Raw genomic sequence first — 22105 nt, forward strand, 5'->3', positions numbered from 1 at the left:
CACGCCAGATACCGGCACAGCCATCGCGGGGCCTGCGGCGCAGGTCCCGGTGCCAACCGGCGTGAAGGCGCGCTTCTGCCACAGGGTTCTCAGTCCCCGGTGACAGGGGCGCGCTGGAAGTTTCGCCCCGGACGCGGTGCATCCGCAGGGGCCCATGCGGATGGGAGACCCAGATGGCAATTCGGCAGGCAGTGATCGCCTTGGCGCTTCTTGGAACGACGGTGGAAGACCCGGCGCTGGCGCAGCAGGCGCCGCAGCTCGGCGGAGATATCTCCCCCGGCCTTGCCGTCCCGCAGGAGGCCCCCGGCGGCGGTATCGTCCTGCCGCAAGCCGACCGCGCCCCGGTGCTTGCGGAGGGCCCCGCGCCCGACGTGGCGGGGCAGACCCCTGCGGTGGAGGCCCCGGAGACTGCGCAGACAGCGACCCCGCTGCCGGAAACCCTGCCGGCCCAGACCACACCTGAGACCACGCCCGCACCGCGCCCCGGTCTTGCCGGGGCCTACGACCGTGCCAGGGCGTTCCTGGTCAACGGCGGCCCGGCGATCTGGGCCATCGCGGCGCTTTCGGTCGTCACCGTGGCGCTGATCCTGTGGAAAGCCTGGCGTCTCGTGCTGGCCGGCGCATGGTCGCGGCGCATGTCGCGCCGGGCGGTGGAGGCCTGGGAAGCGGGCGACGCGGCTGCGGCGCTTTCGGCCATCGAGGGGCGCAAGGGGCTGCGCTCCCGGTTGACGCGCGCGGCGATGCAGGCGCGCCTCGGCCTGTCCGAGGATGCGGCCCGCGAAGAGACCAGCCGCGTGGCCCGTGGCCTGCTGGCCTCGCAGGGCTCGGCCCTGAGGGCGCTCGAGCTGATCTCGACCATCGCGCCGCTGCTGGGTCTGCTGGGCACCGTCATGGGCATGATCGCGGCGTTCCAGGCCCTGCAGGAGGCCGGCAGCCGCGCCGATCCCTCGATGCTGGCGGGCGGCATCTGGGAGGCGCTGCTGACCACCGCCGCCGGCATGGCCGTGGCGATTCCGGCCTCTGCGGCGCTGACCTGGTTCGAGGCCGTGCTGGATAGCCTGCGCAATGACCTTGAGGACCTCTCGGCGCGGATCTTCGTGGCGGACCTGCCCGGCGAGCGCAGGGGCGGCAGCCTCGCCTCGCTGGCGGCGCAATAGGGCCGGGGCCTTCCGCAATGGCCTTCCTCGACGATACCCCGCGCGCGCGGCGCAAACCCTCTCTGACGCCGATGATCGACGTGGTCTTCCTGTTGCTGGTCTTCTTCATGCTGGCCTCGCGCTTCGGCATGGACCAGGTGCTGCCGCTGCCGCTGGCCTCGCAGAGCGGCGGGGGCTATCGCGGCGCGCCCCGGCTGGTCGACGTGTTGCCCGGCGCGGTGAAACTGAACGGCGTGGAGATGAGCCCCGAGGCGCTGGTGGCCGCCCTGGCCGAACTGGCCCCCGCGCCCGAAGACGCGGTGATCCTGCGCGGGCAGGAGGGGGCGGCACTGCAAAGGCTGGTCGACCTGGCCATGCGGCTGCGCGCTGCGGGGCACCTGAAACTGGTGCTGGTGGAGTGACCATGCAGCCCCCGGTGAAACAGATGTCCTTCACGCCGCCCGTGCGCCGCGCGCGCGCGGAATCCATCGTGCCGATGATCAACGTGGTCTTCCTGCTGCTGATCTTCTTCCTGATGACCTCTCGCCTCGCTCCGCCGGAGCCCTTCGCGGTCGCGCCGCCGACCGCCCCCGAGGGCACCGAGCTGCCCGAGATGCCGGTGCTCTACCTGTCGGCGGCCGGAGAGGTGGGCCATGAGGATCAGCGGGGCGAGGCCGCCATCGCCGCCTTTGTCGCCGCCGCCGGGGCACGAAGGGGGCAGGGCGAAGACAGCCCGCCCCGCCTGCGTGCCGATGCCGGTGTCGAGGGGGCAGAGGTCGCCCGCCTGCTGAAGGCGCTGACAGAGGCGGGGCTCTCTGAGGTGGCGCTGGTGGTGGCGCAGCAATGAGACGTCTGGCGGAAGTCCTTGTCTTTCTCGGTCTCGCCCTTGGGCTGCACCTGGTCCTTGCGCTGCGTGCACCGGCCACCGGCGCCCAGTCGGGCGGCGCGGGGGGCGAGACGCTGGTGACGCTGCAGGGCGCGCCCGAGGGCCTGCAGGAGCTGGTCCGCGCCTGGGAGACCCCGCCCGATGCAGAGCTCGACCCTGAAGCGCCGGTGTCGGCAGAGCCTCGCTCCGCGCCGCCTGTCCCGCGTCCGCGGATCGAGGCTGCGCCGCCGCCGGTCCTGCCCGAGTTGCAGGTGGCCGAGGCCAGTCCGGATACGGTGACGGTGCCGAAGTTCGACAGGCAGGTGCCGCCGCCGCCGCCCGCGCCGGAGGCGCTGCCGCAGCAGGTGCAGGCGCTGGCCAACCGGCCCCGCGCCGCGCCGGAAGAACCCCGGCCTGAGCCGCTGGCCGAGAGAATGCCAACGCTGGCGCCGCCGAGCAGCCTGCGCCCGCCCGCGCGGCCCGAGACAGCGCCGAAGCGCGACAGCCCGCCGCCGCAACCCGCCCCGAAGCCGGACCCCAAGCCCGAGGCAAGGCCCGCCGAGCGGACGCAGCAGGCCCGCTCGGGCGGCAATGGCGGCACGACGCAGCGCGCGGCGGGCTCCGGCGGGGCGGCGCAGGCGGGCAAGGCGGGCAAGGCGCAGGTGGTGACCGGCAACGGCCAGCAGGAGGCGCGTCTGCAACAGGTCTGGGGCGCCAGGATCCGCACGCGCATCGAGCGGCGCAAGCGCTTCCCCTCAGGCATGCGCGGCCAGTCGGGCCGGGTGGTGGTGCGGCTGACCGTCGGACGCGACGGGGCGATCCTCGGGGCTTCGGTGCTGCGGTCCTCGGGTCAGCAGGCCTTCGATGCGGCGGCGATGGAGGCGGTGCGCCGGGCCGGCAAGCTGCCCCCGGCGCCGCAGGGGCTGGGCCAGGCCAGCTACAGTTTCACCCTGCCCATGGACTTCTCCTAGATCTGCCGCCGGCGGCAATCGGCCAGAAATTGTGCACATCCCCGAGGCCCCGGCCCCGAGGGGTATTGCCCTGACGTGGAAGGGCTTTCCGGCATTCGGGAGATATCAGCCCATGGTGGAAGCCTTCGAGCTTTCCACAACAAATTGAAGTTGTCCCCAAGTTTTGGCTTTACAGGGGGACCAAGCGCGCCCACCATATCTTGTAAGGAACGGAGGAAATCGCCCCGTTTCTAGAGCAGGCACCTAGCGCTTGGGGCGCTGCCAGCCCCCTCCGCTAATCCAAATGAGGTGGCGTCATGGCATTGTCTGAAACCTTCATTTCCGAAGAACTGCACCCCATCGACATCGTCGAGACCCTTGCCGAACATCACGAATGGGATTTCGACCGTATCGGTGAAGACCAGATCGCCATGGCGGTCGAGGGCCAGTGGCGGACCTATTCCGTGACGCTCGCCTGGTCCGGCTATGACGAGACCCTCCGACTGGTCTGTACCTTCGACATGGAGCCGCCCGAAGAGGCGCTGCCGGGGCTCTACGAGCTTCTCAACCACGTCAACGACCAGTGCTGGGCCGGGGCCTTCACCTTCTGGGCCGAACAGAAGCTGATGGTCTATCGCTACGGCCTGCTGCTGACCGGCGAACAGAGCGCCTCGGCCGAGCAGATCTCGACCCTGATCTCTGCCGCCGTGCTGTCTGCGGAACGCTACTACCCTGCCTTCCAGCTCAATGTCTGGGGTGGCCGCCCGCCGCGCGCCGCTCTGGAGGTCGCCATTGCAGAGGCCTACGGGCGCGCGTAACAAGTACCCCGACGTTACTTGAACGAAGGGGTGAACATGTCTCTGGATAAGGTGGCCGAGAAAGGCCTCGTCCTGCTTGGATGCGGTAAGATGGGTTCGGCCATGCTGGCGGGCTGGCTCAAGCGCGGCCTGCCGGCAAGCTCGGTCTGGGTGCTTGATCCGCATCCCAGCGACTGGCTGACATCGACCGGAGTGCATGTGAACGCGGGTCTGCCCGAGGCCCCCGCCGTGGCGCTGATCGCGGTGAAGCCGCAGATGATGGGCGATGCGCTGCCGGGGCTGCAGAGCTTCGGCAACAGCGACACGCTCTATCTCTCGGTCGCGGCGGGTACGCCCATTTCGGCCTTCGAGACGGCCTTCGGGGCCGAGAGCCCGGTGATCCGCGCCATGCCCAACACCCCCGCCGCAGTGGGCCGGGGCATCACCGCGATCATCGGCAATGCCCATGCGGGCGCCGACAAGCTGGATCTCGCCGAAGAGCTGCTGCTGGCCGTGGGCCAGGTGGTGCGGCTCGAGGACGAGGGGCAGATCGACGCCGTGACCGGCGTCTCTGGCTCGGGTCCGGCCTATGTCTTCCACTTGATCGAAACGCTGGCCGCCGCGGGCGAGGCCCAGGGCCTTTCGCCCGAGCTGGCCATGCAGCTGGCCAAGGCCACCGTCGCCGGGGCCGGAGCCCTGGCCGAGGAGGCCGAGGAAACCCCCGGTCAGCTGCGCGTCAACGTGACAAGCCCCAATGGCACCACGCAGGCGGCGCTGGAGGTGCTGATGGACGAGGAGGCGGGTTTCCCGCCGCTGTTGAAACGCGCGGTCAAGGCGGCCGCGGACCGGGGACGGGAGCTGGCAAATGGCTGACGAGATCTCTTTCGACGACTTCCTGAAGGTCGACATCCGCGCGGGCAAGGTGGTGCGCGCCGAACCCTTCCCCGAGGCCCGCAAGCCGGCCATCAAGCTCTGGATCGATTTCGGCCCCGAGATCGGCGAGAAGAAGACCTCGGCCCAGATCACGGCGCATTACACGCCGGAGGACCTGGTGGGAAAGATGGTCATGGCGGTGGTGAACTTCCCGCCGCGCCAGATCGGCCCCTTCATGTCCGAGGTGCTGACCCTTGGCGTCGCCGATGCCGAGGGCGGCGTGGTGCTTGTCACCCCCGACCAGGACGTGGCGCCCGGACAGCGGATGCACTGAGATGAAGCGTATCCTTCTGTCTCGCCCGATGCCGCCTGCCACCATCGAGGCGGCCTCGCAGCTTTTCGAGGTCGAGATCCGCGACAGCACCCGCCCGATGAGCCCGGCCGAGATTCGCTCGGGCCTGGCGGTCTATGACGGGATGATGGTGACGCTGGGCGACCAGGTGAGCGCCGAGATCCTGCAGGATTTCGGCCGTCCGCGCTGCAAGATCCTGGCCAACTTCGGGGTGGGCTACAACCACATCGACACCCAGGCCTGCCGCAACCACGGCGTCACGGTGACCAACACGCCCGGCGCGGTGACCGATGCCACGGCGGATGTGGCGATGACGCTGATCCTGATGGCCTGCCGCCGCGCCGGCGAGGCCGAGCGCCTGGTGCGCTCGGGGCAATGGGAGGGCTGGCACCCGACCCAGATGCTGGGCCTGCATGTCACGGGCCGCAAGCTGGGCGTCATCGGCATGGGCCGCATCGGCCAGGCCGTGGCACGGCGCTGCCATTTCGGCTTTGGCATGGAGGTGGGCTACTTCAACCGCTCCGAGAAGGAGACCGAGGTTCCCGCCACCCGGCACGAGACCCTGGAAGGCCTGGCCGCCTGGGCCGATATCCTTGTGGTGGCCACCCCGGCCAGCCCCGAGACCCACCACCTGGTCGGTGCTTCGGTCCTGGGGGCGATGCAGCCGCATGGGGTGCTGGTCAACATCGCCCGTGGCGATATCGTCGACGAAGCCGCCCTGATCGCCGCGCTCGAAGCGCGCAGCATCGGTGCCGTCGGCCTGGATGTCTACGAGCACGAACCGCTGGTGCCCGAGGCGCTGATGGCCTTCGACAACGCCGTGCTGCTGCCGCACCTGGGCACCTCCTGTCTCGACGTGCGCGAGGACATGGGCGCCATGGCGGTCGAGAACCTGCGCGCCTTCTTCGCCGGTGAAGACTGCCCGAACAAGGTCAACTGACCCGGCCCCCCACCTGTTGCCCGAGGGCACGGGTGGGGCGCGCCACGGCCCCTGGGCCCCTTCTCAGGGCGCCTTCAGAGACCGCGAGATCGCATCGAAGATATAGGCGCCGGGCAGGGCGGGGGGCGTGGCCTCCTGCCGGGCATAGAGCTGCACGAGACCCACGTAGCGCTGGTGGCCCAGGGGGTCGGCCTCGACCGCCGATATGTCGATGATCTGCACATTGGCCCGGCGCGCGGCCGCGGCCACCATCGGTGACGCGGCGGGCAGGGCGCCAAGGCGGGGCCTGCCGCCCGAGATCCGCGACGAGAGCCCGAGGGCGCGGTCGTCCGATGCGGTCAGCACGATGATCGGATGGGCCATCGGTCCCAGCGTGTCGAGTTGCGAGGCGAAGACGAAGACGTCGATATCGGGGGCGGCCAGGACCACCTCCAGCCGGTCCAGCACCGCGTCACGGCCCGAGAGCTTCAGCGCCTGCAGCACCTCCATGACCAGGAAGCCGCCCATGGAATGGCCGAAGAGCACCAGCCGCTCGCCGCCGGCGGTCAGCCCGGTCACCAGGTCGCTCAGCGCAGTGCGGGAGAAGAGCGCCGCCTGCCGGTCGGCCTCGTAGTCCAGCGGCCGCCCGCGCGAGGGCCAGGAGAAGAGCACCGGCGCCACCGTGCTGTCGGTCTCGGCGGCGATCTGCGCCAGCCGGAAGAGCGCCTCCTGGAAGCGGGTGTTGTAGCCATGGACATAGAGACCAAGCTGGCCGCTGTCCCCGGCCTCGCGTCTGGCGGCCTTGCGCGTGGCAGACAGGAAGCTGGCGCGATCCATGACGCCGCTTTCGACCACCACCATCTGGCGCGCGGGATCGGGCTCTGCCTCGGGATAGGGGATCTGTGCACCGCTGGCCCCCTCTGGGACGGAGATATCGTAATAGCGATAGGCGGTTGCGAAGGCGGGCTGGGTCGTGAAGCTGCCCGCAAGGGCGCGGTTGGTGGCGGCATAGATGCGGATGACACGGGTTGCCTCGGTCTCGGGGCGGGGGTCCAGCACCTCGGGTCCGGGGCGCGCGGCGCAGCCCGCCAGCAGCAGGAGACAGAGCAGCAGCAGGGGCCGCAGCAGGGGCAGGAGCCCTGCTTCGGAACGTCTGGAAAGGGCTGTCATCGGGGTCTCCACGTCGCGTCCCCCCTTGCTAGGCCGCGAGGGGGGCAGCGGTCAATCGGAGCCCGGAGGCCCGGAGGGGACTGGGTCGCGGAAGATCAGGCCGGGCCGGGTCAGACCGGCGTGTCGCCCATCTCGGCCCGCCAGTGGCGGCGGCAGAGCGAAACATAGGTCTCGTTCCCGCCGATCTGGATCTGGGCGCCGTCCTGCAGGGCGCGGCCATCGGCGCCGCGCCGCACCACCATGGTGGCCTTCTTGCCGCAATGGCAGATGGTGCGCACTTCGCGCATCTCGTCGGCCAGCGCCAGCAGGGCCGAGGAGCCGGGGAAGAGCTCGCCGCGGAAATCGACGCGCAGGCCGTAGCACATGATGGGGATGCGCAGGTCATCCACCACGCGGGCCAGCTGCCAGACCTGGTCCTTGGAGAGGAACTGCGCCTCGTCGACGAAGACGCAGGCGAAGGCTGCCGCCGCGTGCCGGGCGCGGATCTTCTCGAAGAGGTCATCGCCCTCGGCGAAGGTATCGGCATCGGCGCCGATCCCGATGCGGGAGCCGATGCGCCCTTCGCCCGCGCGCTTGTCGAATTGCGCGGTCAGCAGGTAGGTGTCCATGCCGCGTTCACGGTAGTTGTGCGACGCTTGCAGCAGGATCGTCGACTTGCCCGCGTTCATGGTGGAGTAGTGGAAATAGAGCTTGGCCATGGCGGTAGATAGGCCGGGTCGGGGGCAGGGGGCAAGAGCCTGCCGGGTCGCTATGCGCCGCTTTTCCCGCTGTCCTCGGGGCGGTCGCCCGGATGGCTGGCAGAGACGGGGAAGGGCGGCAGCCAGGCCTCGCGGCGGCTGGTCCAGAGCTCGTAATCCGGGGCGAAGACAGAGGGGCTGTCGAGCGCGCCCAGGTGCAGCTCTACCTCGTCGCCGGTGCGGGCAAAGACGGAAGAGCCGCAGGTTGGGCAGAAGTGGCGGCCCTCGTAGGCGCGGGAGTCGCCGGTGATCTCGACCCGGTCCGCCGGGAAGACGGCGGCGGCATAGAAGAGCGCGCCGTGGTGCTTGCGGCAGTCGAGGCAATGGCACAGCCCGACCCTGAGCGGCGCGCCATGGGCCACAAGGCGAAGGGCGCCGCAAAGGCAGCTTGCGGGGTGTTGCGCCATCCCGGTCTCCTTTCAGCGAGGCCTGCGCCGCGTGGCGCAGGGTGGGTTCGTCCCCACCCTACGCCCTGTTGCAGCGGATCAGAAGGTGATCACCTCGTGCTCGCCCACATCGGGCGTGTGCCCGGTCACGTTGGCGCGGGCGATCTCGTAGAGGAATTTCGCGCCACCTTCGGTCAGCCAGACCTCGGCCTTGGCGGGCACGAAGCGCAGCAGGCGGACAGAGGAATCCTCGCGGCCTTCCTCGAACCAGGCGCCGGCGACGCGCGACCAGAGGTCGTCGAGCTTGGCCGGATCGGTCACGGCCTGAAGCTGGCCCGAGATGTCGGCGTAGAGCTTGGCGCCCTGGTCGGCGACCAGGAAGTGGCTGTCGCGCTTTTCCACGGCGGCCTGGTGCGCGGCGGTGCCTTCGGCGCTGATGAACCACAGGACGCCCTCGTCCGCGTCGGCATAGTGGCTCATGGGAATATGGGTGTCCGGGCCGGTCATCAGCATGCCCGCGGTGACATCACCGAGACGGTCGAAGAGACGTTGTGCGGTCTTGGTGTCGTGGTCCTTCATGGTGCTTTCCTTTCGTTTGATCTTGCAGACCCAACGAAGGCGGGGGCGTGGATGTTCCAGCTCGAGACCCCGCGCAAAGGCAAAACGCGCGGAGCTTTCGCCCCGCGCGTTCCGATCAGATCAGCGGCACCAGCGGCACGCCGCAGCCCGCCAGGGCCAGCACCGCCGCGAAGGCGGCGATGCGCAGCGCCCGGCTCATCCGCGCTTGGCGGTTTCGATGGCGGTTTCCTGCAGCGAGGTCACCTCGATCTCGCCCTCGACCCGCGACTTCATCGCCTGCACGGCCGCCTTGGCGCCCGCGGCGGTGGTGAAGTAGGGGATCTTGTCGTAGAGCGCGACCGAGCGGATCTCGCGGGAGTCGGCCACCGATTGCGCGCCCTCGGTGGTGTTGAAGACCAGGGCGATCTCGCCATCCTTCAGCAGGTCCACCACGTTGGGGCGGCCCTCGTAGACCTTGTTCACGGTCTCGCAGGCGATGCCCGCATCGGTCAGCCAGTTGGCGGTGCCGCGGGTGGCCACCAGGGCGAAGCCAAGGTCGGTCAGGATGCGCGCCGCGTCCAGCATCTCGGCGTCCTTGTCGGTATCGCGGATCGAGATGAAGATACGGCCCTCGGTCGGCAGGTGCGAGCCCGCGCCCATCTGGGCCTTCAGGAAGGCACGGCCGAAGCTGCGGTCATAGCCCATGACCTCGCCGGTGGAGCGCATTTCCGGCCCAAGCAGCGTATCGACGCCGGGGAAGCGGGCGAAGGGCAGCACGGCTTCCTTCACCGCGAAGCCTTCGATCTGCGGGTCGACCAGGTCGAAGTCCTTCAGCTTCTCGCCGGCCATGACGCGCGCGGCGATGGAGGCGATGGGGCTGTTCACGGCCTTGGCCACGAAGGGCACGGTCCGCGAGGCACGGGGGTTCACCTCGATGAGGTAGATCACGTCTTCGCCGTTCTCGGGCTTCACCGCGAACTGCACGTTCATCAGGCCGACCACGCCCAGCTCAAGCGCCAGGGCGCGGGACTGGCGCTTCAGCTCGGCGATGACCTCGGCCGACAGGGAATGCGGCGGCAGCGAGCAGGCCGAGTCGCCCGAGTGGACGCCGGCCTCTTCGATGTGCTGCATGATGCCCGCGACATGAACGTCCTCGCCGTCGCAGAGCGCATCCACGTCGACCTCGACGGCACCGGACAGGTAGCTGTCCAGCAGCACCGGGCTGTCGCCCGAGACGACCACGGCGTCGCGGATGTAGCGCTTCAGGCCCTCCATCTCGCGGACGATCTCCATGGCGCGGCCACCCAGCACGTAGGAGGGGCGGATGACCAGCGGGAAGCCGATTTCCTCGGCGATCTCAAGCGCCTCGGTGTCGGAATGGGCGATGCCGTTCTTCGGCTGCTTCAGGTCGAGGCGGTTCACCAGGTCCTGGAAGCGCTCGCGGTCCTCGGCCAGGTCGATGGCGTCGGGGGTGGTGCCCAGGATCGGGATACCCGCCTCTTCCAGCGCATTGGCCAGCTTCAGGGGCGTCTGGCCGCCGAACTGGACGATCACGCCATGCAGCGAGCCCTTGGACTGTTCGACGCGCAGGATTTCCATCACGTGCTCGAAGGTCAGCGGCTCGAAGTAGAGGCGATCCGAGGTGTCGTAGTCGGTCGAGACCGTCTCGGGGTTGCAGTTGACCATGATGGTCTCGTAACCCGCGTCGGTCAGGCTGAAGCAGGCGTGGCAGCAGCAATAGTCGAACTCGATGCCCTGGCCGATCCGGTTCGGACCGCCACCCAGGATGACCACCTTCTTGCGGTCGGAGGGCCGTGCCTCGTCCTCGACCTCGCCCATCATGGGCTCTTCGTAGGTCGAGTACATGTAGGGGGTCTGGGCCTCGAACTCGGCGGCGCAGGTGTCGATGCGCTTGAAGACGGCGGTGACGCCCAGGTTGTGCCGGGCGCGGCGCACCTGGTCCTCGTCACGGGCCGAGAGCTTGGCCAGCCGGGCATCCGAGAAGCCCAGCATCTTCAGGCGGCGCAGGCCCTCTTCGGTCAGCGGAAGGCCGTTCATCTGCACCTCGGCCTCGGCGCGGATGATCTCGCGGATGCGGGCCAGGAACCAGGGATCGAAGGCGGTGACGGCCTGGATCTCGTCATCCGACAGGCCGAAGCGCATGGCCTGGGCGATGACGCGGATACGGTCCGGGGTCTGGCGCGACAGCGCCTTGACCACGGCGGCACGGTCGACCTCTGCGGCGGGGGCATCGGCAGAGACGCCCTCGATCTCGATCTCGTCGAGGCCGGTCAGGCCGGTCTCCATCGAGGCCAGGGCCTTCTGCAGCGATTCGTGGAAGGTCCGGCCAATGGCCATGACCTCGCCCACCGACTTCATGGCGGTGGTCAGCAGCGGCTCGGAGCCGGGGAACTTCTCGAAGGCGAAACGCGGGATCTTGGTGACCACGTAGTCGATGGTCGGCTCGAAGGAGGCCGGCGTCACCTTGGTGATGTCGTTGTCCAGCTCGTCCAGCGTGTAGCCGACCGCCAGCTTGGCGGCGATCTTGGCAATCGGGAAGCCGGTGGCCTTGGAGGCCAGCGCGGAAGAGCGGGACACGCGGGGGTTCATCTCGATGACGACCATGCGGCCATCCTCGGGGTTGATCGCCCATTGCACGTTGGAGCCGCCGGTCTCGACGCCGATCTCGCGCAGCACGGCGATCGAGGCCGAGCGCATGGCCTGGTATTCCTTGTCGGTCAGCGTCAGCGCCGGGGCCACGGTGATCGAATCGCCGGTGTGCACGCCCATCGGGTCCACGTTCTCGATCGAGCAGACGATGATCGCGTTGTCCGCCTTGTCGCGGACGACCTCCATCTCGTATTCCTTCCAGCCCAGCAGGCTTTCGTCGACCAGGATCTGGCCGACCGGAGAGGCCTCCATGCCGGAGCGGCAGTAATATTCGTAGTCGTCGCGGTTGTAGGCCACGCCACCGCCGGTGCCGCCCAGGGTGAAGGCAGGGCGGATGATCGCGGGCAGGCCGATGTGCTCCAGCGCCTCCATGGCCTCCTTCATGCCGGCGGCGATGTCGCGCTTGCCGTTCTCCATCTTCGGAGAGGTGACGATGGTCGCCTTGGGATTTTCCAGGCCGATGCGGTCCATGGCGTCGCGGAAGAGCTTGCGGTCCTCGGCCATCTCGATGGCTTCGCGGTTGGCGCCGATGAGCTCGACGCCGAATTTCTCGAGCACGCCCTGGTCATCCAGCGCCAGCGCGGTGTTCAGGCCGGTCTGGCCGCCCATGGTGGGCAGCAGCGCGTCGGGGCGCTCTTTCTCGATGATCTTGGCGACAACCTCGGGCGTGATCGGCTCGATATAGGTCGCGTCGGCAAGGCCGGGGTCGGTCATGATCGTGGCGGGGTTCGAGTTCACCAGGATCACCCGGTAGCCCTCTTCACGCAGCGCCTTGCAGGCCTGGGCACCCGAGTAGTCGAATTCACAGGCCTGGCCGATGATGATGGGCCCCGCGCCGATGATCATGATTGAGTTGATATCGGTTCTCTTAGGCATTCTGGGGACCTCGTGACAGCGCGATAGGACGCGGGGGAGATCCCCGCGCAAAATTGTCTGCGTTATAGTCAGCGCGCGTTGGGGTTCAACCCCTGATCGGCCTGCCTTGACCGAAAGCCTTCGCCAGCTCACGCGACGTTCCGCGCCGCGGGGGGCGCATTCGTCGTGCCGCTGGTCTGGCTTGGGAATCGGCAGCAGGCCGCGGGGGCGGCGCGCCCCCGACCCTAGCCTGTTACCGCACCGGCGTCACTCAGCCGCCGATTGTGCCCTTTCCGGGGTGGCGGCCTTCGGGGAGGCCTGGCCCCCGGTGGTCGCATCCGCATCGCGGTAGAGGTAATCGCGCGTCAGCGGCACCGCCTGCTGGTCGCGGGCCAGCTGGAACTGGAACACCACCTGGTCATTCATCCGAAAGGTCATCTCGGAGGCGATCAGGTAGAGCCGCCACATCCGCACGAAGCGCTCGTCGTAGAGCTCGCGTGCCTTGTCGACGTTCTCCATGAAGCGGTCGTACCAATGCTTCAGGGTCTCGGCATAGTGCAGCCGCCAGACCTCGACGTCGCAGGTCACCAGCCGTTCCTTCTCGATTGCGGCGCTGGCCTCGGAGAGCGCGGGGACATAGCCGCCGGGGAAGATGTACTTGGTGATGAAAGCCGCCGTGGCACCGGGCGGGTCGCTGCGCCCGATGGTATGGATCAGCGCCACCCCGTCGGGGGCGAGGAACTGCTTCACGTGGCGGAAGTACTCGCGGTAATGCGGCACGCCCACGTGCTCGAACATGCCCACCGAGACGACGCGGTCGAAGGTCTCGTCCACGTGGCGGTAGTCCTGCAGGCGGATATCGACCTGGTCTTCCAGGCCCGCCTCCTTCACCCGCCGCGTGGCGATGGCGTGCTGTTCCCTCGACAGGGTCACGCCGACCACCCGGACACCGTAGTCGCGGGCCAGCGTCAGCGCCATGCCGCCCCAGCCACAGCCGATGTCCAGCACCTTCAGGCCGGGCTTCAGCCGCAGCTTGCCCGCGATATGATGCTTCTTGGCCAGTTGGGCCTCTTCCAGCGTCATGTCGGGCCGCGCGAAATAGGCGCAGGAATACTGCCGGTCCTCGTCGAGGAAGAGATCGTAGAGCGCGCCGGAAAGGTCGTAGTGATGCGCCACGTTCTCCTGCGCCTTGCCGACCGGGTTGAACTGGGCGATCCGGCGCAGGATGCGGCGCGAGGTAGAGACGGCGCGCTGGACACCGCCGCGCCGCGCGCCATCCGAGCGCAGGTTGACCATGGCCAGTTCGATCACGCCATAGAGGTCGTCATTGCCAAGCTCGATATCGCCATCCATGTAGCCCTCGCAGAAGGCCAGCTCGATATCGGTGATCATCTTGCGCGGCAGGTCGGGGTCTTTCAGCGTCACCTCGATCTCGGGCCCGCCGGGGCCGCCGCCGAAGGTCTTGCAGGTGCCGTCCGCGAAGGTCACCTCTAGCCGCCCTTTCCGGATGGCCCGGTCCAGGAATGAAGTCAGTAAGGAATCCCACATTCAATAATCTCCCTCGAAAGGGTCCTGTACGTCGCGCGGGTCGGAGAGGGGGCCGGGGCGTCCGGGGCCGGTAACCGGACCATGCGCCTGACCACTTTGGCAGAAGTGAACAAAGTATGTAAATCGCATGTATGCGGCAGGGATGTTCATGATTGCACAAGTAATTGGTTAATGCTGCGGGGACCCCACGGGCCTGCACGGAAAATGTGCGATATGGCGGAAACAGGCGGGATCGGGCCCCGGCGAGGGCGCGCACCGGGGGCGTGCCGGGGCCTAATCCGGGGTCCCGCGCCGGACCGGGGCCGCATGGATTTGCCGCCGCGGGCGGGTGCCGTGGCGCCAGCGGGGCGCTCAGCTGCCCCGAGAGACCCCTTCCACCCCCTGTCCGACTTGACTTTCCGCGCGCTTCCGTGTGAACCGGCGCAGGCTAAACCCGGCCCCTCCGGCACGGGGCAGACCGCGCGAGACGAAAGAGGACAGACCCATGCATTCCTACCGCAGCCACACCTGCGTCGACCTGACCAAGGCCAATGTGGGCGAAAACGTCCGCCTCTCGGGCTGGGTGCACCGGGTGCGAGATCACGGCGGCATCCTCTTCATCGACCTGCGCGACCACTACGGCACCACCCAGGTGCTCTGCGATCCCGACAGCGCCGCCTTCGCCGAAGTCGAGAAGGTGCGCAGCGAATGGTGTATCCGCATCGACGGTGAGGTGAAGGCCCGCGACGAGAGCCTGGTGAACCCCAAGCTGCCCACTGGCGAGATCGAGGTCTTCGTGCGCGACATCGAGGTGCTGGGCGCCGCGAAGGAGCTGCCGCTGATGGTCTTCGGCGACCAGGAATACCCCGAGGAAACCCGCCTGCGCTATCGCTACCTGGACCTGCGCCGCGAGCAGATGCAGAAGAACATGGTGCTGCGCTCTGACGTGGTCAGCTCGATCCGCAAGCGCATGTGGGACCTGAACTTCAAGGAGTTCCAGACCCCGATCATCACCGCCTCCTCCCCCGAGGGCGCGCGTGACTTCCTGGTGCCCTCGCGTCTGCACCCCGGCAAGTTCTACGCCCTGCCGCAGGCCCCGCAGCAGTTCAAGCAGCTGCTGATGGTCTCGGGCTTCGACAAGTATTTCCAGATCGCGCCCTGCTTCCGCGACGAGGATCCGCGCGCCGATCGCTCGCCCACCGACTTCTACCAGCTGGACATGGAGATGAGCTTCGTCACCCAGCAGGATGTCTTCGACACGATCTCGCCCGTGCTGGCGGGGATCTTCGAGGAATTCGGCGGCGGCAAGAAGGTCGACGCGCCTGCCGAGTGGCCGCAGATCTCTTATGCCGACGCGGCGCTGAAGTATGGCTCCGACAAGCCCGACCTGCGTAACCCGATCGAGATGCAGGTGGTCTCCGAGCACTTCGCGGGCTCGGGCTTCGCGATCTTCGCCAAGCTGCTGGAGCAGGAAGGCACCGAGATCCGCGCCATCCCCGCCCCCACCGGTGGCTCGCGCAAATTCTGCGACCGCATGAACGCCTTCGCCCAGAAGGAAGGTCTGCCCGGCATGGGCTACATCTTCTGGCGCGACAAGGACGGCGAAATGGAAGCCGCGGGCCCGCTGGCCAAGAACATCGGCCCCGAGCGCACCGAGGCGATCCGCCAGCAGCTGGGTCTGGGCGTCGGCGACGCGGCCTTCTTCCTGGGCGGCAAGCCCAAGAGCTTCGAGGCCGTCGCCGGCCGCGCCCGCAACGTCATCGGCGAAGAGCTGGGCCTGACCGACAAGGACCGTTTCGCCTTTGCCTGGATCGTCGACTTCCCGATCTACGAGAAGGACGAGGAAACCGGCAAGCTGGACTTCGAGCACAACCCCTTCTCCATGCCCCAGGGTGGCATGGAAGCGCTGGAAGGTGACCCGCTGGCGGTCAAGGGCTACCAGTACGACCTGGCCTGCAACGGCTATGAGCTGGTTTCGGGCGCGATCCGGAACCACAAGCCCGAGATCATGTTCAAGGCCTTCGAGCTGGCCGGCTACGGCAAGGAAGAAGTGCTGAAGCGCTTCGGCGGAATGGTCAACGCCTTCCAGTACGGCGCCCCGCCGCACGGCGGTTGCGCGGCCGGTATCGACCGTATCGTCATGCTGCTGGCGGAAGAGAGCAACATCCGCGAGGTGATCCTCTTCCCGATGAACCAGCGCGCCGAGGACCTGATGATGGACGCGCCCTCCGAGCCCACGCCGGAACAGCTGATGGAGCTGAACCTGCGCGTGATCCCGCAGGAATAAGCCGCGCGTCCCGCGTATTTGCGAAAGGCCCCCGGAGCGATCCGGGGGCCTTTTGCGTTGCGCGATGACCTGTTTCGGCGGGCCTTTCCAACCGGCAGCGTATTGCCTATCGTCCGGGCAAGCAGAGCCTTCGGAAGGATGCAGAGCATGAGCCAGGATCGCCCCCAGGGCCCGCTGGTCGAGAACTGGCAACCGCCGGTCGCGCCGCCGCGCGATCTGCTGCTTGAGGGGCATCATGTACGCCTGGTGCCGCTGAAGGCCGAGGCCCATGCCGCGTTGCTTTTCAACGCCTATGCGGACCAGGACTGGCTCTGGGACTACATGCCCGTCGGGCCCTTTCACTCGGCCTCGCAATATCACCGCTGGGTGCGCTCGGTCGAAGACGGCCCGGTGCGCTTCATGGCCATCGAGGATCGTCAGAAGGGGGTCGTGGGGGTGGCCTCCTACCTGAACATCGTGCCCGAGATGGGTTCGGTCGAGGTCGGCAACATCGCCTTCGCGCCTGCGCTGCAGGGCACGGTGGCGGCGACCGAGGCCATGGTGCTGATGATGAACTGGGCCTTCGAAGCCGGGTATCGGCGCTACGAGTGGAAGTGCAACGCGCTGAACATCCCCTCGCGCCGCGCGGCGCAGCGGCTTGGCTTCAGCTACGAGGGCGTCTTCCGCCAGCACATGGTGGTGAAGGGCCGCAACCGCGATACCGCATGGTTTGCCATCACCGACAGCGACTGGCCGGCGCTGAAAGAGGCCTATGCGGTCTGGCTGAACCCGGCCAATTTCGACGCGGCGGGCCAGCAGCGCGAACGTCTGTCGGATCTGACCCGGCTGGTGCGGGTCAGCTCCGATCCCGAACTGTAGTTACAGCACCATGTCCGAGGCGGCCCAGTCCCAGTAGAGCGCGCGCACGCGTGCCGACATGGGGCCGACTTCATATGTGGTGTCCTCGAAGGCGGTGACGGGGGTGACCTTGTTGAGGTTGCCCGAGAGGAAGACCTCGTCCGCCTGCTCGAAATCGGCATAGGTCATCACGGTTTCATGCACGCGCACGCCATCGGCGCGCAGGTTGGCGATGTGGCGGGCGCGGGTGATGCCCGACAGGAAGGTGCCATTGGGGATCGGGGTGAAGACCTCTCCGTCCTGCACCGCGAAGACATTGGCGGTGGCGCTTTCGGCGACATTGCCCATGGCGTCGCAGACCAGCGCATTGCCGAAGCCCCGCGCGCGCACCTCGGCCAGCATGCGGCCATTGTTGGGATAGAGCGCGCCCGCCTTGGCATTGGTCACGGCGCAATCCAGCGTCGGGCGGCGGAAGCGGGTCTTGCCCAGGGTCGTGGCGGCCTCGGGGGCGGCCATGGGGATCTCTTCCAGCGCCAGGCAGAAGCCGGTGCCCAGGCCATAGCCCGGCTGCACCACGGTCTCATTGCCCATGAGCGCCCAGTACATGGGCCGGATATAGACCGCAGCGCCCTTGTCGAAACGGGTCAGGCCCTCGCGGGTCAGGGCGATCCATTCGTCGACCGAGACCGTGGGTTCGATCATCATCGCCTCGGCAGAGCGGTTCACGCGCTCCATGTGGGGGCGCAGGTCGGGCATCTTGCCGTCGAACATCCGTGCCCCGTCGAAGACGGTCGAGCCCAGCCAGGCGCCGTGATCCCCGGCCTTCATCACCGCCAGGTCACCCTGGTGCCATGTGCCGTCGAAATAGGTGTGGATCTGGCCGGTCATCTGCATCTCCTTCGCTGCGTGCGTCAGGGATAGGCCATCGTCCGGCTATAGGGAAGGGTCATGGGGCCGCTGCCCCGTGGTGAATTCCCCGACCCGGAGGGGTCGGGGGACTCATGCTGAAAAGGTCTTGAAGTAAAGGTAGCCGACACGAGATCCGGGGGGGTGAACCCCGCGTAGCCAGGTCTTCGAGCCCACTCTCGCCGCGCTTTGAAACACTTCGGTGACAGCGCAATCAAGGTCGGGTGAAATTGCGGCCCAGGATCACTCCGACGCCTCTGCCGCGGCCAGAAGTGCCTTCAGATCGAGCGGCGCGTTGTACATCGCAAGGCTGCCATCGGGCTGGCGGGGCCATTCCGCCTCGGGCTTGTCCCAATAGAGCTCGACGCCGTTGTCGTCCGGGTCGCGCAGGTAGATGGCTTCGCTGACGCCATGATCGGCGGCCCCGTCCAGGGTCAGGCCGGCGTCGTAGACGCGGCGCAGCGCATCGCCCAGGGCGGCGCGGGTCGGGTAGAGGAAGGCGGTGTGGTAGAGCCCGGTGTGACCGGCAGGCGGCGGGGTGGCGCCACGGCTCTCCCAGGTGTTGAGACCGATGTGGTGGTGGTAGCCGCCAGCCGAGAGGAAGGCCGCGCCGGGACCGTATTGCTGGGTCACCTCGAAGCCGAGCACACCCGAGTAGAAATCGATGGAGCGCGCCAGGTCAGAGACCCTCAGGTGGACGTGACCGATGCGGGTGGCGGGGTGGACTGGATTGGTCATTTCACAAACTCCTTGAATGACCCGAAGCTAGTCCTGCGTGTCAGCCCACACCAGCCTCACCAGAGCGCCGCTCATGTGCAAAAATGCGAAGGGCGCCCGAAGGCGCCCTTGCTGTCTTTCGATCCGGATGCCGCTCAGGAGCGGATCATGCCGACGATCTCGTAGGTCTTCTTCAGGATCGGCTCGGCGATCTCGCGGGCCTTCTCGGCGCCATTGCCGATGATGCGGTCGATCTCGTCCGGGGTTTCCATCAGGCGGGCCATCTCGGAGGAGATCGGCGCCAGGTGGGCCACGGCCACATCGGCCAGCATCGGCTTGAACTCCGAGAACTGCTTGCCGCCGACCTCTGCCAGCACCGCGTCCACATCCATGCCGGCAAGGGCGGCGTAGATGTTGACGAGGTTGCGCGCCTCGGGGCGGTCCTCCAGGCCCTTGGCCTCGGAGGGCAGGGCCTCGGGGTCGGTGCGGGCCTTGCGGATCTTGTTCGCAATCGCATCGGCGTCATCGGTCAGGTTGATGCGCGCCATGTCCGAAGGATCGGACTTCGACATCTTCTTCGAGCCGTCGCGCAGGGACATGACGCGGGTGGCCGCGCCCTCGATCACCGGCTCGGTGACGGGGAAGAAGTCGACGCCGTAGTCATTGTTGAACTTGATCGCGATGTCGCGGGTCAGCTCGATATGCTGCTTCTGGTCCTCGCCCACGGGGACGTGGGTCGCATGGTAGACCAGGATGTCGGCCGCCATAAGCGAGGGATAGGCGAAGAGGCCCAGCGAGGCGTTCTGCTGGTTCTTGCCCGCCTTGTCCTTCCATTGGGTCATCCGCTGCATCCAGCCCATGCGGGCGACGCAGTTGAAGATCCAGGCCAGTTGTGTGTGCTCGGGCACCTGGGACTGGTTGAACAGGATCGCCTTTGCCGGGTCGAGGCCCGAGGCGATGTAGCCGGCGGCCAGCTCTCGGGTCTGGCGACGCAGGGCCTCGGGATCCTGCCAGACGGTGATCGCATGCAGGTCGACCATGCAGAAGATCGTCTCGAAGCCCTCGTTCAGCCCGCGCTCTTGCCAATCCACGAAACGGCGCATGGCGCCAAGGTAGTTGCCCAGGGTCAGCCCACCCGAGGGCTGGATACCCGAGAACACTCGGGGCTGGAATTTCGTGGTCTGGTTCGCGCTTGCGTCGGACATCTCCGCACTCCTGTCAGCGGCCACTGGTAAATGTGCCCTCGCTGGCTTACCCATGCCCCGAAAGGGCGTCAACCGGGCAAGGGGCGCCACGCAGCAGAGGGCAGGCCATGCAGGACAATCGCATCCCCGAAGAAGCGCCGGTCAATCCGGTTGCCCCGGTGATCGTCGTGATCTTCATCGTGATGATCGGGATCGAGGGAATCTTCTCTCTTGGCAGCACGGGTCTGATCGGCGGGGCGCAGGCCGTGGGCTGGCGCCTGGGCGCGCTCAACGACTATGCCTTCTCGCCGGGCTTCCTGCATTACATGCTGGCCACCGGAGATTTCGACCCGCGCTACCTGATGCGCTTCTTCACCTACGCCTTCGTGCATCCGACCTTCCAGTCGGCGCTCATCGCCTGCGTGATGTTCCTGGCGCTTGGCAAGTTCGTCGGCGAGGCGGTGAAGGGACCGGGGCTGGCGCTGCTCTTCGCGGTCACCACCATCGGCGGCGCGCTGGTTTTCGGTCTGATCGCGCCCGAGGGGGACTGGCTGATCGGAGCCTTCCCGGCGACCTACGGCATGATTGGTGCCTACAGCTACCTGATGTGGGTCTATTACCGGGCGATCGGAGAGAACCAGGCCATGGCCTTCCGGCTGATCGGCATCCTGATGGCGCTGCAGCTGCTCTTCGGGCTCTTCTTCGAGACCGGCATGGCCTGGATCGCCGAGGCGGCGGCCTTCGCCATCGGTTTCGCCGTGGCACCGCTGGTGCTGCCGGGCGGTTTCGCCCGGCTGCGCCAGAAGCTGCAGAACCGCTGATCTAGAACATCTCGGCCGGCAGCAGCGGGAAGAGACGGGCAAAGCGGCGGTTGCGGGCCTCGGGCCAGGGCAGGATGTAGCTGGTCCGGTCCTCGGGCGCGCGCGCGGCCTCGTCATGGGCCAGCGCGGTCCAGGCGGCGGCCTGCGTGGCCTCGGTCTCGGGGATGGCGCCGCGCAGCCAGCTGGCCATCAGCCGTTCCCTGGCCTGGCGGATCTGGTCGGGGTTCTGGAACTGCACCGAGGCCTCGGTATCCCATCGCATCGAACGACCGTTGAGATTGGCCGAGCCGATGATGCCCACGCGTTCATCCACCAGGGTCACCTTGGAGTGCAGGTAGACCACCGGCGCGCCGGCCACGGGGCCCGGCGTATGGCGCGGCGCCGGGCGCGGCTGGACGGGGGCCAGAACCGCCAGCCGGTCGCCGAAGCCCGCGCGCAGGGTGTTCAGGCAGCGCAGTTGCAACGCCTGCTCGTGACGCGCATCGACCGAGCGGGCGCGGTCGAAGATCACCCGTTCGGGTTCGGTCGGCAGCACGATGATGCAGTTGAGCTCGGGCTTCTGTTCGGCGCGGCGGGCCAGCGCGCGGGCCAGGGGCATGTGGCGGAAGAACTGGGTTTCCAGGTAGACCAGCCGCTCGGCGGTCTCGAAGGCGGCGAGATGGGCGTCCTCGTGCTCGGTCACCCTCGGCTTTGGACCAAGGCGCAGTCGGCCCTCTGCGCCATCCGACTGGGTGCGCAGGAGGCGCGGGCCAAGGGCCGAGGGCCGGCGCGCGGGAAGCCTGGCCTTGCCGGAGGCGGGGTCGGGCTCGGCGGCGAAGGAAGCGGCGCCGGCGCGGATGGCGCGCTGCCAGCAATCCTGGAAATGGCGCAGCAGGTCGCGGCAGATCCGCCCCGACACCGCGAGCGAGACATCGTGCCAGGTCTCTTCGGCGCGCTGGTCATGGGTCTCGTCATCCCAGCGACGTTCGTCCACGTCGATGCCGCCGATGATCGCGCGCTTGCCGTCGACCACGGCGAACTTCTGGTGCAGCGTCGCCGGGCGCATGCGGTGCAGCGTTTCCATCGAGCGATGCTGCAAGGGGGTCAACCGCTCGGCGGGCCAGCTGCGCAGCTCCTTGCGGGCGGCATTGATCGGACCGCGGAAGAGATGGCTCCAGATCGGTGCCGCGCGCGCCTCGTGGGCGGCCACCAGCACCTGGGCGCCGAAGAACTCCTTTGCCTTCTGCTGTTGCGGGGCGCGCATCAGGGCCTGGCCGAAGCCGGTGCCGCTGTCCCATGCGGCGCGGTGCAGCTCTGCCGTAAAGAGCGGGTCGAAGTCGGCGATCAGCATGCGCACCCGCACCCCGCGCGAGGCGACGCGTGCGATCAGCTGTGCCCAGGTCTCGAGACCCAGCTCCTGCGCCGACTGGCTGCGCAGGCGGGTGCGGGGGTCGAAGATGCGGAAAGACAGCAGGACTTCATGCCGTGCCGACAGGCACAGCTCTTCAAGCGCCGGGTACATCTCGGCGGCGGTGACCAGCAGTGAGAGCTGCGGGTCGAGATCTTTGTCCTTTGCCAT

The 22105-nt window shown here is 67.9% G+C and carries 21 protein-coding genes; 11 read left to right on the plus strand and 10 right to left on the minus strand.

Annotation, left to right across the window (positions count from 1 at the left end; all coding sequences use genetic code 11):
- Positions 1-173: 173 nt before the first annotated feature.
- The 8 genes from CRO50_RS09295 to CRO50_RS09330 all read left to right on the plus strand — a co-directional run bounded on the left by CRO50_RS09295 (position 174) and on the right by CRO50_RS09330 (position 5913).
- Positions 174-1157: a MotA/TolQ/ExbB proton channel family protein gene (locus tag CRO50_RS09295; protein ID WP_097145627.1), complete on the plus strand. Its 984-nt coding sequence runs from the start codon at positions 174-176 to the stop codon at positions 1155-1157.
- Positions 1158-1174: 17 nt separating this feature from the next.
- Positions 1175-1558 (plus strand): ExbD/TolR family protein, encoded by a 384-nt coding sequence (locus tag CRO50_RS09300; RefSeq protein ID WP_097145628.1) that lies wholly within the window; start codon positions 1175-1177, stop codon positions 1556-1558.
- A 2-nt stretch (positions 1559-1560) separates the two neighbouring features.
- Positions 1561-1983: an ExbD/TolR family protein gene (locus CRO50_RS09305; RefSeq protein WP_232617669.1), complete on the plus strand. Its 423-nt coding sequence runs from the start codon at positions 1561-1563 to the stop codon at positions 1981-1983.
- Complete coding sequence (locus CRO50_RS09310; RefSeq protein ID WP_097145629.1) at positions 1980-2972, plus strand: energy transducer TonB family protein; 993 nt, start codon at positions 1980-1982, stop codon at positions 2970-2972. Before CRO50_RS09305 ends, CRO50_RS09310 begins: the two co-directional genes overlap by 4 nt.
- A 296-nt stretch (positions 2973-3268) precedes the next feature.
- Entirely contained in the window at positions 3269-3769 is a 501-nt protein-coding gene (locus CRO50_RS09315) for a type III secretion system chaperone family protein (RefSeq protein ID WP_097145630.1), read from the plus strand.
- Between the two features lie 36 nt (positions 3770-3805).
- On the plus strand, positions 3806-4621 hold the full coding sequence (gene proC, locus CRO50_RS09320) for a pyrroline-5-carboxylate reductase (protein ID WP_097145631.1): 816 nt from the start codon (positions 3806-3808) through the stop codon (positions 4619-4621).
- Positions 4614-4955 carry a tRNA-binding protein gene (locus tag CRO50_RS09325; protein ID WP_097145632.1) on the plus strand — a complete coding sequence of 114 codons (342 nt, stop codon included), beginning with the start codon at positions 4614-4616 and terminating at the stop codon, positions 4953-4955. The genes proC and CRO50_RS09325 overlap by 8 nt, the downstream gene beginning before the upstream one ends.
- Position 4956: 1 nt before the next feature.
- Positions 4957-5913 carry a 2-hydroxyacid dehydrogenase gene (locus CRO50_RS09330; protein ID WP_097145633.1) on the plus strand — a complete coding sequence of 319 codons (957 nt, stop codon included), beginning with the start codon at positions 4957-4959 and terminating at the stop codon, positions 5911-5913.
- A gap of 63 nt (positions 5914-5976) precedes the next feature.
- Here the strand turns inward: CRO50_RS09330 and CRO50_RS09335 are convergent, their stop codons facing one another.
- From CRO50_RS09335 to CRO50_RS09360, 6 genes are all read right to left on the minus strand, one after another.
- Positions 5977-7062: an alpha/beta hydrolase gene (locus CRO50_RS09335; RefSeq protein ID WP_100128031.1), complete on the minus strand. Its 1086-nt coding sequence runs from the start codon at positions 7060-7062 to the stop codon at positions 5977-5979.
- A 110-nt stretch (positions 7063-7172) separates the two neighbouring features.
- Positions 7173-7760, minus strand: a complete 588-nt coding sequence (locus tag CRO50_RS09340) for a thymidine kinase (RefSeq protein ID WP_097145635.1) — start codon at positions 7758-7760, stop codon at positions 7173-7175.
- Between the two features lie 50 nt (positions 7761-7810).
- A complete protein-coding gene (locus CRO50_RS09345) occupies positions 7811-8206 on the minus strand; it encodes a GFA family protein (protein WP_097145636.1) in 396 nt (131 codons plus the stop codon).
- A gap of 78 nt (positions 8207-8284) precedes the next feature.
- The gene (locus CRO50_RS09350; RefSeq protein WP_097145637.1) at positions 8285-8764 is read right to left on the minus strand and encodes a pyridoxamine 5'-phosphate oxidase family protein; all 480 of its coding nucleotides are present in this window, start codon (positions 8762-8764) and stop codon (positions 8285-8287) included.
- A gap of 195 nt (positions 8765-8959) precedes the next feature.
- Complete coding sequence (gene carB / locus CRO50_RS09355) at positions 8960-12289, minus strand: carbamoyl-phosphate synthase large subunit (protein ID WP_097145638.1); 3330 nt, start codon at positions 12287-12289, stop codon at positions 8960-8962.
- 246 nt (positions 12290-12535) lie between these two features.
- The gene (locus CRO50_RS09360) at positions 12536-13816 is read right to left on the minus strand and encodes an SAM-dependent methyltransferase (protein WP_097145639.1); all 1281 of its coding nucleotides are present in this window, start codon (positions 13814-13816) and stop codon (positions 12536-12538) included.
- Between the two features lie 484 nt (positions 13817-14300).
- On the opposite strand from CRO50_RS09360, the gene aspS reads away from it, so the two are divergent.
- Together aspS and CRO50_RS09370 are read left to right on the plus strand one after the other, a co-directional pair.
- Entirely contained in the window at positions 14301-16082 is a 1782-nt protein-coding gene (gene aspS, locus CRO50_RS09365) for an aspartate--tRNA ligase (protein ID WP_097145640.1), read from the plus strand.
- 147 nt (positions 16083-16229) lie between these two features.
- The gene (locus CRO50_RS09370; protein WP_097145641.1) at positions 16230-16940 is read left to right on the plus strand and encodes a GNAT family N-acetyltransferase; all 711 of its coding nucleotides are present in this window, start codon (positions 16230-16232) and stop codon (positions 16938-16940) included.
- On the opposite strand, the gene CRO50_RS09375 is transcribed toward CRO50_RS09370, so the two are convergent.
- From CRO50_RS09375 to trpS, 3 genes are all read right to left on the minus strand, one after another.
- Positions 16941-17813 carry a branched-chain amino acid aminotransferase gene (locus CRO50_RS09375; protein ID WP_416061073.1) on the minus strand — a complete coding sequence of 291 codons (873 nt, stop codon included), beginning with the start codon at positions 17811-17813 and terminating at the stop codon, positions 16941-16943.
- A 255-nt stretch (positions 17814-18068) separates the two neighbouring features.
- Positions 18069-18563, minus strand: coding sequence for a VOC family protein (locus CRO50_RS09380; RefSeq protein WP_097145642.1), 495 nt, complete (start codon positions 18561-18563; stop codon positions 18069-18071).
- A 134-nt stretch (positions 18564-18697) separates the two neighbouring features.
- Complete coding sequence (gene trpS / locus CRO50_RS09385) at positions 18698-19747, minus strand: tryptophan--tRNA ligase (RefSeq protein ID WP_097145643.1); 1050 nt, start codon at positions 19745-19747, stop codon at positions 18698-18700.
- A 107-nt stretch (positions 19748-19854) separates the two neighbouring features.
- Here trpS and CRO50_RS09390 point away from each other — a divergent pair, with 107 nt between their 5' ends.
- Entirely contained in the window at positions 19855-20547 is a 693-nt protein-coding gene (locus tag CRO50_RS09390) for a rhomboid family intramembrane serine protease (RefSeq protein WP_097145644.1), read from the plus strand.
- 1 nt (position 20548) lies between these two features.
- Here CRO50_RS09390 and CRO50_RS09395 read toward each other — a convergent pair whose 3' ends face one another.
- Positions 20549-22105: a phospholipase D family protein gene (locus tag CRO50_RS09395; RefSeq protein WP_097145645.1), complete on the minus strand. Its 1557-nt coding sequence runs from the start codon at positions 22103-22105 to the stop codon at positions 20549-20551.

It is taken from the genome of Pseudooceanicola antarcticus (assembly GCF_900215355.1).
Taxonomy (GTDB): domain Bacteria; phylum Pseudomonadota; class Alphaproteobacteria; order Rhodobacterales; family Rhodobacteraceae; genus Pseudooceanicola; species Pseudooceanicola antarcticus.